Raw genomic sequence first — 12,900 nt, 5'->3', positions numbered from 1 at the left:
GTGGGGACAATTGTGACTATAATAGATTAATATGATAGCGGTTCCAAAGGGGCATAACAAGGAGCATTAATCATGGTTAATCTAGATGGTCACGCGATGACGAGTCCCAATATCCGTGCAAGCGAAGCCTCTGGTTCTTCTGGCGGCTTTGGCATCCGGCACCTGCTCGACATTGACGCACTGCAGCGCGCCCAAGATGAAGTCTCTAAAATCTCCGGTGTCGCGATCGTTACCGTTGATTCGAAGGGTGTGCCGATTACCAAAGAAACCGGCTTCACCCGGTTTTGTGCGTTACGCCGTCAAGAGGCGGCGTGCCGCAAGAATTGTTTTTTCTCAGACGCGTATGGTGGATTGAAAGCAGCGATGCTTGGGTCGCCTTATGTCTACTTGTGTCCGGCCGGTTTGATGGACTGTGCAGTACCGATTGTTGTTGAAGATGCCTATTTAGGCGCTGTATTGATGGGGCAGGTGCGAGCCGAAGACGATGCGACAATGCTCGAACATACGCACACATTCAACCAGAAGCAAGACGAATTGTCAGAGGAGTTACAGACTGCTTATTGGGAAGCGGCGCCGTTGAGTGTTCAACAGCTGCAAGTCGTGTCACATTTATTCTTTTTGTACGTGCAAGAGATGGTTCAAAAACAACTGGCAACGGCCGCGGCCCAAACTGCAGTCGCAGCTCAAGAAAAGCTGACTGCCGAGCTGGCAACGGCACGTCAGGCTTTCAGCACGCCGCCTGGTGGCAGTCAGCTGGGGGTGCCGCCTAAATTTGTCACCCATATTATGAATGCAGTTGGTGAGTTGGCGGCAATCGAAGGGGCAAATCAGACTAATGAGCTGGTTTGCATTTATGCGGAGATGCTTAGCCATCTTGCAGAAAACAATACCGCAGTGATTGCGTTGGACAAAGAGCTCGAGTATGTTAAAGATTACTTGAAGGTACAGAGTCTGTGCTTCCCAAATGTTTTCACTTACACGATCAACCGTGAAGCCAAGTCTTCCCGGGATTTAATGATTCCGCGCTTTTTACTGTTTACCTTCGTTGAGAACGCTGTGATTCACGGCGTCTTGCCTCGACATCAGCGTGGCGAGATCACGATCGACATCGTGCAGACAAAGACAGATTTCACGATCAGGGTCAGTGACAATGGGTTGGGTATGTCCGGCAAGGATCTTGCGGCGTGCCAGGCGCCGCTACCGCAGCAGGCTGCAGGTGCTTTTGAGGAATGTTTGAATATCGAAAGTGCCCGGCGGATGCTCATGCAATTGTTTGGTGCTGAGCGAGATATTCAGCTCATCAATCAGCCAGGCCACGGCTTGACGGTAACGTTGACCATTCCGTTGAATCGCTGAAAGGAGAAGCGTGATGGTAGAGCAAGTGCCACTGATGTTGTACCAACTCGAACCGCTGTTGAATCGCGCAATCCAAAACCAAGTCACTAGGCAGGCACGGTTTGACTGCGTGGTGCAATCTGAATGTTCCCCGACAACGCTTTTGCATGCCATTCGTGAACGCCAACCACGGCTGTTAATTATCAACACCCACAACCAAGGGTTTGCCAGCATTCAATTGATCCGGCAGGTGAAGGCCAGCTATCCAGAGCTGTTGATTTGTTGTTACACGACGGTGACTGGCTCCCAGTTTTGGGAGGCACTATTTGCTTCCGGTTGTTCGTGGGGAATGAAGTTGCCGTTTTCGGTAAAAAAATTTGGTCAGGTGCTCGATTGTTTGGCGCCGCAAGCCGCGACGCCTGTATTTGTACAGCTTTTCGAGCAAGCTGTGCTGGGGCAAGATTTCTTACGCGCGTATCACATGATCGATGCGATTGGTACGGCAATCTTGCGTGATAGTAACGGACGGATTCCTAACGACCAGTTGCAGCGTTTGTTTGACGTTGGCTGTTCATTGTGTGGTTGCGTTGATACGCAACAGCGAGAGGAACTTCGCAAGGCACTGCATCGCCACGTCCAGGTTGGCATACGGAGTCGCTTTGAGCTAGAACTTTACTTGTTTTATTTGTTCGACGTGGTGTACGCGTTCCGAGCCACTCGTCAGTGCCTTCCGCTCCAACAAGTTTTGGCATACGTCGAGGCTCATTTGTATCAGGAGCTATCGATCGTCCAGATCGCGCAGGCTTGCAACATCAGCCATAACTATCTTGGGCGATTGTTTGCAGAACGTGTCGGCATCAGCATGAACGCATACGGGCAGTTGCGTAAGATTCAGCTTGCCAAAGCAGATTTCTACTTTAATGAAGAAAAAATTATTGATGTTGGTTTCAAGTTGGCATATAACGAACCCGGCTATTTCACCAAGGTGTTTAAAAAATATGAACAGGTGACGCCGAGTCAGTACAAGAAACAATTGCAATCCGCAAAGCAGCAAACATTGGATGTGATGTCATGAATCAAGGAATGAGAACCCAAACTGCAGAGTCTGTTGCGATGGGCCATCCGGATAAGGTGTGTGACCAGCTTGCAGACACGTTATTAGATGCTTACCTGGCGCAAGATCCACACGCGCATGTTGCCGTTGAGTGTCTGCTTTCCGACCAGATGCTGGTGGTCGCAGGCGAGGTCAAAACCGCTGCCAGGATCGCAATCGAAGAGATCGTCCGGCGAAAGTTACTTGCAATTGGGTATCAAAGTCGGGCATGTGGCCTAGATGCCGAGACGTGCACGATTTTGATCAACGTCCACCAACAGTCCCCCGATATCGACCGTGGGGTGCAGCAGGATCAAACCCGTATCGGAGCAGGTGACCAAGGCACGGTTTATGGCTATGCGACTAACGAGTCACCAGAATATTTACCACTGGCGTTGGCCTATGCACACCGACTGGTCAAACGATTAGACGACTTGCGCCTGCAAGGCCAGCTCGAAGGCTTTTATCCTGACGGCAAAGCGCAAGTGACCGTGGCCCAAGTCGATGGCCAGTTGTGTATTCCCAGCGTGGTGCTTTCAGCACAGCACAGTGACGCATGGAAAGAGTCTGAAGTGCGCCAACGCTTGTTAGCAGACGTGATTCGGACTGAATTGCCTGACGCCGCGCTTTCCCAAACGACGTTTTACATCAATCCCACCGGCCGCTTCGTCCGTGGAGGTCCAGCGGCAGATACAGGGCTGACTGGGCGCAAGCTGATGGTCGACACTTATGGTGGGGAGATTCCTCATGGCGGTGGTGCTTTTTCTGGCAAGGATGCGACCAAGGTCGATCGTTCGGGCGCTTACATGGCGCGTTATGTCGCCAAAAACATTGTCGCGGCGGGCCTCGCTGATCGATGCCTGATCGGTTTGTCTTATGCAATCGGCGTTGTGGACCCTGTTAGCATCAGCGTGGAGACTTTCGGCACCGAAAAGAAACCGTTGGCGTTACTGCGTACTGTGATCTGTAATGGTTTCGATTATTCCGTTGCGGGGATGATGCAAACCCTGAATCTTGCCCGCCCGCAATTTGCGTCGACAGCGGTATACGGGCACTTCAAGCCGGGCTATGGGTATTCGTGGGAGGCCACAGGTCAAGCAGCGCGCTTGGCGCAAGTCATTCAACAGCTTACTTGATCTGGTAATTCAAGCAAATCTCGGCCACTAGTTGGTTGGGATTTTTTTGTTCTGGCGTGAGGGTGACGGTTGGCTACCAGCAAGCGCCTGGTTGTCGTCTGGCAAGACGTTCGCTATAATTGATGAATTATGACACATCAGGAGGGCGACGCGATGGGATTATTGCCAGATGAACGGATCGATCAGCTACAAGCGGCAGGGGTGCAGATCATCCAATCGCGAACCGTGTTTGCCTTTTCACTGGATGCCGTGTTGTTAGCGGCGTTTGCTGACGTCAAACGACACAGTCGCGTTGTCGATCTGGCCGCAGGCAATGGGGCAGTCGGGCTGTTTGTCGCGCCGCGCACGGATGAACAGGTGACGCTGATCGAGTTGCAACCCCGACTAGCAGATATGGCCAAACGTTCGGTGAGACTTAATGGCTTCACCAATGTGGATGTCCACCAGCTCGATCTTAAAGACGTGGCGACAGTGGTGTCCAAAGACAGTGTCGATGTGGTGACCTGCAACCCACCTTACTTCAAACTCGATGATGGGCATGTGGTCAATCCTAACGATCACCTTGCTATGGCCCGCCACGAACTCACGACGACGTTTCAAACTGTTGCGACGGCAACAGCGAGCTTATTGAAGTATCAAGGCAAGGCCTTTTTCGTCCACCGTCCGGATCGTTTGGCTGAGCTGCTACAGACGTTGGTGGCGGCTAACTTGGCCCCAAAACGGCTGCGTTTCATCCATCCCAAAGCTGATCGTGAGGCCAACATGGTCTTGATCGAGGCCATCCGAAGCGGCAAGCCGGATGGGATCCGGATCTTACCGCCGTTGACAGTGTATGACGCGAATGGGGCGTATACCCCAGAAGTGCAGGCGGCGTTGTATGGCGACTAAACCTTATTATTTTTACGTTTTACGTTGTGCAGATGGGTCGTTTTATGGCGGGTTTACCACCGATGTTGGCCAGCGCGTTGCGACCCATAACGCTGGGTTGGGGGCGAAATATACTAAACAACGCTTGCCGGTGGTGTTGCTGTACGCCGAAGCGTTTGCGAGCAAACACGATGCGCTGTCTGCGGAGTGGCATTTCAAACATCAAAGTCGCGCCGCCAAAGAGGCATTTTTGCGCGCCCATAAAATTCAGTGGTAAAGGCTTGTCAAGGCCTTGACCTTGGCGTATGATTAATCAAGTGTGGTAACACACAAAAAACATTGTCGTTGATCGTGTCCTCGGTGCTCGCAAGAGTCTGGACACGAATTGATTCGGCAAGAGGAAAAAACCTTTAGGAGGACTATAATGTCTGTATTAAGCATGAAGCAACTGCTTGAAGCCGGTGTCCATTTTGGTCACCAAACTCGTCGCTGGAACCCTAAGATGAAGCCATTCATCTTCACCGAACGTAACGGTATCTACATCATCGATCTGCAAAAGACCGTTAAGATGATCGACGATGCCTACAACTTCGTTAAAGATGAAGCGACACAAGGCGGCGTATTCTTATTTGTTGGGACCAAGAAGCAGGCCCAAGATGCGATTGCTGAAGAAGCAACCCGTGCCGGCCAATTCTACGTTAACCATCGTTGGCTTGGTGGGACTTTGACCAACTGGAACACCATCCAGACCCGGATCAAGCGCCTCAAGGACATCAAGAAGATGGCTACCGATGGCACTTTCGACAAGTTGCCTAAGAAGGAAGTTTCCCTGCTTAAGAAGCAACAAGATAAGCTCACCAAGTTCCTTGGCGGTATCGAAGATATGCCTCGGATCCCAGATGTGATCTTCATCGTTGACCCACGTAAGGAAAAGATTGCGGTTTCTGAAGCCCAAAAGCTGAACATCCCGATCGTTGCGATGGTTGATACCAACACAGACCCTGATGATATCGATGTTATCATTCCTTCTAACGATGACGCGATCCGCGCCGTTCGTCTGATCACCTCGAAGATGGCTGATGCTGTTATCGAAGGTAACCAAGGCGAAGACCAAGACGATGCGCCAGAACAACAAGCTGCAGATGCACCTGTTGATTCCATCGAAGACATCGTTGAAGCCGTTGAAGGCGACAACAAGTAATTCTTAAACATGCGCCGTCTGACATCTCGCAACTGCAAGATCTGCAGGCGGCGCTTTTTATCCGCACAAAATCATAAAACTGCTAATCCTGAGGAGGACGTATTAATGGCTATTACAGCTGCTCAAGTGAAGGAACTGCGTGACCGCACGCAAGTTGGGATGATGGACGCCAAGAAGGCTTTGGTTGCCGCAGACGGCGACATGGACAAAGCAATCGACGTTTTGCGTGAAAAAGGCCTGGCTAAAGCAGCCAAGAAGGCAGGCAACATCGCTGCTGAAGGGCTTGCTGAAATCGCCATCGACGGCAACACCGCCGCTGTGATCGAAGTCAACGCTGAAACCGACTTCGTTGCTTCTAACGACAAGTTCAAGAACTTTGTGACCTCTGTGGCTAAGACCGTGGCTGCCAACAAGCCGGCTGACCAAGAAGCCGCTTTGGCATTGGATCTGGATGGCCAGTCCATCGACGACGCTGCTAAGGCGTTGACTGCTGTGATCGGCGAAAAGATCTCCTTCCGTCGTTTCAGCATCGTTGAAAAGAACGACGGCGACAACTTTGGTGCCTACCTGCACAACGGCGGCCAAATTGCTTCGTTGGTCACCCTTGAAGGCGGCGACGAAGAGGCAGCCCGCGACATTGCGATGCATGTTGCTGCGATCAACCCGAAGTATCTCGACCGTTCTGAAGTGCCTGCAGACGAACTGCAACACGAAACCGACATCTTCACCGAAGAAACGAAGGCTGAAGGTAAGCCTGAAAAGATCGTTCCTCGGATCGTTGAGGGCCGCGTCAACAAGTGGTTGTCCGAAATTTCATTGGTCGACCAAGAATTCGTCAAGGATTCCGATAAGACTGTTGCTGAGTTTGCCAAGAGCAAAAACGCGACTGTAAAGGGCTTCGTCCGCTTTGAAGTCGGCGAAGGCATCGAAAAGAAGGCCAACGACTTCGTTGACGAAGTGATGGGTCAAATCAAGTAAAACAAGCTCACAAGGCAGCTTGCCTTGCGCCGCAGTAGAAGCGTCGCCGTTGCGACGCTTTTTCTGTGCAGGTGCGCAAGTTCAGTCGAGTTATGGTAAACTAAAAACAGAAAATACGAAGGGAATCGTGACAATGGTTAAATATAAACGTATCGTGCTCAAAGTGAGTGGCGAAGCACTTGCGGGCAAAGCAGGTTTCGGTATCAAGCCACCCGTGATCGCAGATATCGCTAAGGAAATCAAGGCGGTTCATGATCTCGGTGTCCAGATCGCGATCGTCTGCGGCGGTGGCAACATCTGGCGCGGCGAAACCGGTGCGCAAATGGGCATGGAACGTGCGCAGGCTGACTACATGGGCATGCTTGCTACCGTGATGAACGGGCTGGCCTTGCAAGACAACCTCGAAAGTCTTGGCGTGCCAACGCGTGTCCAAACGTCTATCGAGATGCGCCAGATCGCTGAGCCTTACATCCGGCGCAAGGCTGTTCGTCACTTGGAAAAAGGGCGCGTCGTGATTTTTGCCGGCGGCACAGGGAACCCATATTTTTCAACGGATACCACGGCAGCATTACGTGCTGCTGAAATTAACGCAGATGTGATCCTGATGGCCAAAAACGGTGTCGATGGCGTCTACAACGCTGATCCGAATAAGGATGAAAACGCCGTCAAGTTCGATTCCCTCACCCATCTGGATATCATTAACAAGCAGTTGAACGTCATGGACTCGACCGCAAGCACGCTGTCGATGGACAATGACATCCCGCTGGTGGTCTTCAACCTGAACGAAGCCAACAACATCAAACGCGTTGTTGAAGGGGAAAACATCGGGACGACCATCAAAGGTAAAGCTTAACTTAGGAGGAATCACATTGGCTAACGAAATTATTGAAGCTGCCAAAGTCAACATGGACAAGTCTGCGGCATCATTGTCGCGTGAACTTGGTTCAATCCGCGCCGGCCGCGCTAACGCAGGCTTGCTGAACCGGATCGAAGTTGAATATTATGGCGTGATGACGCCACTGAACCAGATGGCCGCCATTACGGTTCCGGAACCACGGGTGTTGATGGTGACGCCATACGATAAGTCTGTGCTCAAGGAAATTGAAGCGGCGATCAACATGTCTGATCTGGGCATCAACCCTGCCAACGATGGTTCTGCCATCCGCCTGGTTGTCCCACAACTCACTGGGGAGCGTCGCCAAGAACTGGCCAAGGAAGTCGGCAAGTATTCTGAAGAAGCCAAGATCGCGGTGCGTAATGTTCGGCGCGATGCTTTAGATAAGCTGAAGAAGCAAGAAAAAGCCGGTGACATCACTGAAGACGATCTTCATCGCTTTGAAAAAGAGATGCAAAGCGTAACCGATGATGCCACTAAGCACATCGATCAAATTGCCGCTGATAAAGAAAAAGAAATCACTGAAGGCTAATGATGGCTTGAAGTGATCGGCGCTGGTGCTTCTGAAACCATTCGGAAGCACCGGCGCTTTTGTGTTCAGAAGTCATCACGCGGTAGCCAGCACCGGCAATCAGCCGATTTCTGCGATTTATCGTCATTGTCGGTTGTGGATTCTCTGAATATGTGGCCGGAATGCTTCATCGACATCGGGTTTTCTGATACAATCAGTAAGAATGACTATCAGTGCCAAAGGAGGCATCAGCCGTGAAGGCTAACAACAATGCGATCCAGCTGGACCCGCAACGGATCCCAGCACATGTCGCAATTATCATGGATGGCAATGGTAGGTGGGCGAAGAAGCGCTTTTTGCCACGAATTGCCGGCCATAAACAAGGAATGGAAGTCGTTAAAACGATCACTAAGGCTGCTAGTCGCCTTGGCGTCAAGGTGTTGACGCTGTACGCGTTTTCGACAGAGAACTGGAAGCGGCCGGAAGGTGAAGTCAACTATTTGATGAAGTTACCCGTCGATTTCTTCGGGACGTTTGTGCCAGAGTTAATTGCTGAAAACGTCCAGGTGCGTGTCATGGGCGAACGCGATGCGCTGCCGGCATATACGCGCAAAGCGGTTGCAGATGCAATCGCAGACACGGCGCAAAATACCGGTTTGATCTTAAATTTTGCGTTGAACTATGGTGGACGCGATGAATTGGTCCAAGCCACCCAGCAGATCGCTTCTGATGTCCAGGCTGGGCAACTGGCGCCCGAGGCGATCGATGCGCAGACAATCGGGGCGCACCTGATGACGGCTGGGCTTGGTGAATTGGCGGATCCTGATCTGCTGATCCGTACCAGCGGCGAAGAGCGGATTTCTAACTTTTTGCTATGGCAGTTAGCGTATTCTGAACTGGTCTTTACAGATACCTTGTGGCCAGATTTCAAGCCGGAAACATTAGAAGCAGCGATCGCGACGTATCAACAGCGCGATCGGCGTTTCGGCGGCTTAACTAAATAGTGAGGGACGGATAACCTATGAAACAACGAGTCATCACCGCCATTGTGGCGTTGATCATCTTTATTCCGATTCTAATCGCCGGCGGGATCTGGCTGGAAATTGCCGCGTCGGTGTTAGCCTTAGTGGCGTTGTCGGAAGTCTTTATCATGCGTAAGCGCATCATTATGTCTGCAGACTTTTTATTTGCAAGTCTAGGCACCTTGATCGTGGTTTTCCCGGATAGCTATTTCAGATGGCTACCCCAGCATCTGAATCGGTTCGACTTGCTTTATATTGCTGTCGCGTGTTTGTTACTGGTGACGGTGGCAACGAAAAACCATACCAGCTTTGATGACGTGTCGGTATCGACACTGGCGATGTTTTATATCGGGGTCGGGTTCCACAACCTGATTGCGGTGCGTAACGGCGCTGGCTTAGATACGCTGTTGTTTGCGATGCTGATCGTTTGGCTGACCGATTCTGGGGCATACATGGTCGGGCGCAAGCTCGGCAAACATAAGCTGTGGCCGGCGATTTCACCAAACAAAACCTGGGAAGGTAGTATTGGTGGAAACGTGGTCGCGCTAATTTTTGCGGCGATTTATCTGCACTTTTTCCCGCAGTATTATAGTTTCTGGCCAATGATGGCGATCACGCTGTTCCTGTCGATCATTGGGCAACTCGGTGATTTGATCGAATCTGCGCTCAAGCGGTATTATGGCGTCAAAGATTCTGGTAAGATCTTGCCAGGTCATGGCGGCATCTTAGATCGTTTTGACAGCATGTTATTGGTATTTCCGATGTTACATTTGCTGGGGATCATCTGATCTCTTGAGAGGGGTGCAACTATGAAAACAATCATTGCATTCATCATCGTTTTCGTGATCTTGGTTTTGGTGCATGAGTTCGGGCACTTCTTTTTTGCCAAGCGTTCTGGCATCTTGGTGCGTGAATTCTCGATCGGCATGGGGCCTAAGCTCTTTGCGACGCGCAAAAACAACACGACCTATACGTTGCGGCTGTTGCCGCTTGGTGGTTATGTGCGCATGGCAGGCTGGCAAGACGAAGATGACGAGATCAAGCCCGGCACGACGTTGATGCTCACGCTGAATGATCAGCAGGTCGTGACACGAATCAACACCTCCAACAAGGTGACGCTCCAAGGTGGTGTGCCGGTGCAAGTCGATACCTGCGACTTGGTAGATACCCTGACGATCACCGGCTATGAAAATGGGGACGACACCCAGCTTAAGTCTTGGCGTGTCGACCACGATGCGACGATTATCGAAGCCGATGGTACCGAAGTCGTGATTGCGCCAAGCGACGTGCAGTTTCAAAATGCCAGCGTCTGGCGGCGCTTGTTGGTGAATTTTGCTGGACCAATGAATAATTTCATCTTGGCCATTCTGGCGTTCATCGTTGTGGGCTTCATGGCAGGCGCGCCGCAACTCAACACCAATCAAATCGGAACGGTGCAGGCGGGGTCGCCTGCGGCCAAGGCTGGTTTGGTTTCTGGTGCAAAGATTCAGTCTATCGACGGCACGAAAATTACAACCTTTACTGATCTGCAAAAAGTTGTCACCGCACACAAGAAGCAGACGCTGACGGTGAAGGCCGAGCAACAAGGTCAGGTGCGGTCACTGGCCGTCAAGCCGGACAAAAAAGGTCTGATCGGCGTGTCCATCCTGATGGACAAGTCCCCACAAGCCGCGATCAGCTACGGCTTTACCCAGACTTGGAGTCTCACCACGCGCATCTTGACGGTGCTCAAGTCCATGGTGACAGGACATTTCTCATTGAATAAACTGGCTGGACCAGTTGGTATTTACACGATGACGGCGAGCTATGCGGCAGGTGGTATCGTGTCGATGATCTTCTTCTTAGCCTATTTGAGCTTGAACCTGGGGATCATGAACTTGATTCCGATTCCGGTGTTAGATGGCGGGAAGATTTTGTTAAACCTTGTTGAGATCGTTCGGCGTAAGCCGCTGTCGCGCGATAAAGAAGGCGTGGTGACGCTGATCGGAGCGGGCTTGATGGTTTTACTACTAGTCGCGGTAACGATCAACGATATTTTACGGCAATTCTAACGACCCACAGTCGTTAGTGAACATAATCTGCTTTTGGAGGCAATCTGAATAATGAAACAATCTCGAATGTTTATCCCTACGGTCAAAGAGGTGCCAACAGACGCCGTGGCGAAGTCACACAAAATGATGATCCGCTCCGGCTTCGTGCGCCAGGTGTCAGCAGGGGTCTATGCGTATCTGCCACTGGCAGAGCGGGTGTTGCAAAATATCGATGCGATCATCGACGACGAAATGGAAAAGATCGACGCGGTGAAGATGCGGATGCCAAACATCCTGCCTGCCGAATTATGGAAGGAATCTGGCCGGTATGCCACATACGGCCCGAACTTATTCAAGTTCAAAGATCGCCACGAGCGGGATTTCATCTTGGGGCCAACACATGAAGAGACCTTTACTGACACGGTCAAGAATGCGTTGAATTCCTACAAGAAGATGCCTCTGGTCTTGTATCAAATTCAAAACAAGTTCCGCGACGAAGATCGTCCGCGTTACGGCGTGTTGCGTGGGCGCGAATTCATCATGCAAGATGCCTACTCCTTCACTGCCAATGAAGAAGATCTCGATACCATCTATCACCAGATGGAAAAGGCGTACACGAACATCTTCAACCGGATGGGGCTCGATTTCCGCGCCATCATCGGTGACGGCGGGGCGATGGGCGGCAAAGACTCCAAAGAATTCTCTGCCATTGCCGCGATTGGCGAAGACACGATCGTTTACTCGGATGCCTCTGACTACGCCGCCAACCTTGAGATGGCGACCAGCATGACCATGCCGCAAGCAACGCATGCGGAGGCTTTGCCGCTGGAAACTGTTGATACCGGCGCGGCTAAGACCATCGATGAAGTGGTTGCGCTGTTAGATGTCCCGGCAAGCGAATTGATCAAGTCGGTGTTGTTCATCGCTGATGAAAAACCAGTCTTGGCGCTGGTGCGTGGTGACTACGAGATCAACGACGTCAAGCTGAAGAATTTGCTTGGGGCTGACTTTTTGGACATGGCCACGCCTGAGCAAGTGCAAGAATATCTGCACTGTGCCGTCGGTAACGTCGGGCCTGTCGGGGTCGATGACGATGTGCGCGTGATCGCCGACAACTCGCTGCAAGGGTTGACCAACTTGGTCGCCGGCGCCAACCAGCCAGAAAAGCATCTGCGCAACGTCAATGCTGATCGCGACTATCAACCGGAACAATATGCCGACATCCGGTTTGTGACTGAAGGTGAAGTTTCACCAGACGGCCAAGGGGTCTTGCACTTTACCCGCGGCATCGAGATTGGCCACATTTTCAAGTTGGGGACGCGCTATTCTAAAGCGATGGGTGCCAACTTCTTGGATGAAAATGGCCGCGCGCAACCGATCATCATGGGTTCTTATGGGATCGGGGTTTCACGCCTATTGTCTGCCGTGGCTGAGCAGCAAGCCGACGAGCACGGCTTGGTTTGGCCAAAGAACATCGCGCCGTTTGACGTGCATGTGATCCCGGTCAACACCAAGAAGCAGGAACAACGGGACTTGGCAGATCAGATCACAGCCGAACTGCAAGACGCCGGCTATGCCGTCTTGGAAGACGACCGTAACGAACGGCCTGGCGTTAAGTTCGCTGATTCTGATTTGATCGGCTTGCCGATTCGCATTACCGTTGGTAAGAAAGCGGCTGATGGCATCGTGGAACTCAAGTTACGTAAAACCGGCGAAACGCTGGAAGTCAAACAAGAAGAAGTCATCAACTCCTTACACGTTTTGCTTGATCAGCTGAATTGATTCGATTCGCAAACATCTAGCAACACTGTGGTGCGTCTCGCAGTGGCGTA

The 12,900-nt window shown here is 51.5% G+C and carries 13 protein-coding genes; all 13 read left to right on the top strand.

Going from position 1 to position 12,900, the window contains the following annotated elements:
- Positions 1–72: 72 nt before the first annotated feature.
- The 13 genes from ACYVRB_RS00445 to ACYVRB_RS00385 all read left to right on the top strand — a co-directional run bounded on the left by ACYVRB_RS00445 (position 73) and on the right by ACYVRB_RS00385 (position 12,850).
- On the top strand, positions 73–1,356 hold the full coding sequence (locus ACYVRB_RS00445; protein WP_461212853.1) for a PocR ligand-binding domain-containing protein: 1,284 nt from the start codon (positions 73–75) through the stop codon (positions 1,354–1,356).
- A gap of 13 nt (positions 1,357–1,369) precedes the next feature.
- A complete protein-coding gene (locus ACYVRB_RS00440; protein WP_461212852.1) occupies positions 1,370–2,410 on the top strand; it encodes a helix-turn-helix domain-containing protein in 1,041 nt (346 codons plus the stop codon).
- Entirely contained in the window at positions 2,407–3,564 is a 1,158-nt protein-coding gene (gene metK / locus ACYVRB_RS00435) for a methionine adenosyltransferase (RefSeq protein WP_461212851.1), read from the top strand. Before ACYVRB_RS00440 ends, metK begins: the two co-directional genes overlap by 4 nt.
- A 153-nt stretch (positions 3,565–3,717) precedes the next feature.
- Entirely contained in the window at positions 3,718–4,452 is a 735-nt protein-coding gene (locus ACYVRB_RS00430) for a tRNA1(Val) (adenine(37)-N6)-methyltransferase (RefSeq protein WP_461212850.1), read from the top strand.
- On the top strand, positions 4,442–4,708 hold the full coding sequence (locus ACYVRB_RS00425; RefSeq protein WP_461212849.1) for a GIY-YIG nuclease family protein: 267 nt from the start codon (positions 4,442–4,444) through the stop codon (positions 4,706–4,708). The genes ACYVRB_RS00430 and ACYVRB_RS00425 overlap by 11 nt, the downstream gene beginning before the upstream one ends.
- A gap of 147 nt (positions 4,709–4,855) precedes the next feature.
- Entirely contained in the window at positions 4,856–5,632 is a 777-nt protein-coding gene (rpsB, locus tag ACYVRB_RS00420) for a 30S ribosomal protein S2 (protein WP_461212848.1), read from the top strand.
- Between the two features lie 105 nt (positions 5,633–5,737).
- Complete coding sequence (tsf, locus tag ACYVRB_RS00415; protein WP_461212847.1) at positions 5,738–6,610, top strand: translation elongation factor Ts; 873 nt, start codon at positions 5,738–5,740, stop codon at positions 6,608–6,610.
- Between the two features lie 127 nt (positions 6,611–6,737).
- Positions 6,738–7,463 (top strand): UMP kinase, encoded by a 726-nt coding sequence (gene pyrH / locus ACYVRB_RS00410; RefSeq protein ID WP_461212846.1) that lies wholly within the window; start codon positions 6,738–6,740, stop codon positions 7,461–7,463.
- Positions 7,464–7,479: 16 nt separating this feature from the next.
- Positions 7,480–8,037 (top strand): ribosome recycling factor, encoded by a 558-nt coding sequence (gene frr, locus ACYVRB_RS00405; RefSeq protein WP_461212845.1) that lies wholly within the window; start codon positions 7,480–7,482, stop codon positions 8,035–8,037.
- A 233-nt stretch (positions 8,038–8,270) separates the two neighbouring features.
- On the top strand, positions 8,271–9,020 hold the full coding sequence (locus ACYVRB_RS00400) for an isoprenyl transferase (RefSeq protein WP_461212844.1): 750 nt from the start codon (positions 8,271–8,273) through the stop codon (positions 9,018–9,020).
- Positions 9,021–9,037: 17 nt separating this feature from the next.
- Positions 9,038–9,826, top strand: a complete 789-nt coding sequence (locus ACYVRB_RS00395; protein WP_461212843.1) for a phosphatidate cytidylyltransferase — start codon at positions 9,038–9,040, stop codon at positions 9,824–9,826.
- 21 nt (positions 9,827–9,847) lie between these two features.
- Positions 9,848–11,089, top strand: a complete 1,242-nt coding sequence (rseP, locus tag ACYVRB_RS00390; protein ID WP_461212842.1) for an RIP metalloprotease RseP — start codon at positions 9,848–9,850, stop codon at positions 11,087–11,089.
- A 51-nt stretch (positions 11,090–11,140) separates the two neighbouring features.
- Positions 11,141–12,850 (top strand): proline--tRNA ligase, encoded by a 1,710-nt coding sequence (locus ACYVRB_RS00385; RefSeq protein WP_461212841.1) that lies wholly within the window; start codon positions 11,141–11,143, stop codon positions 12,848–12,850.
- The last annotated feature ends 50 nt before the right edge of the window (positions 12,851–12,900 follow it).

Source organism: Lacticaseibacillus boliensis, assembly GCF_054784775.1.
The sequence above is the reverse complement of the archived record's forward strand: the minus strand, read 5'-3'. Positions and strand labels throughout refer to the sequence as shown.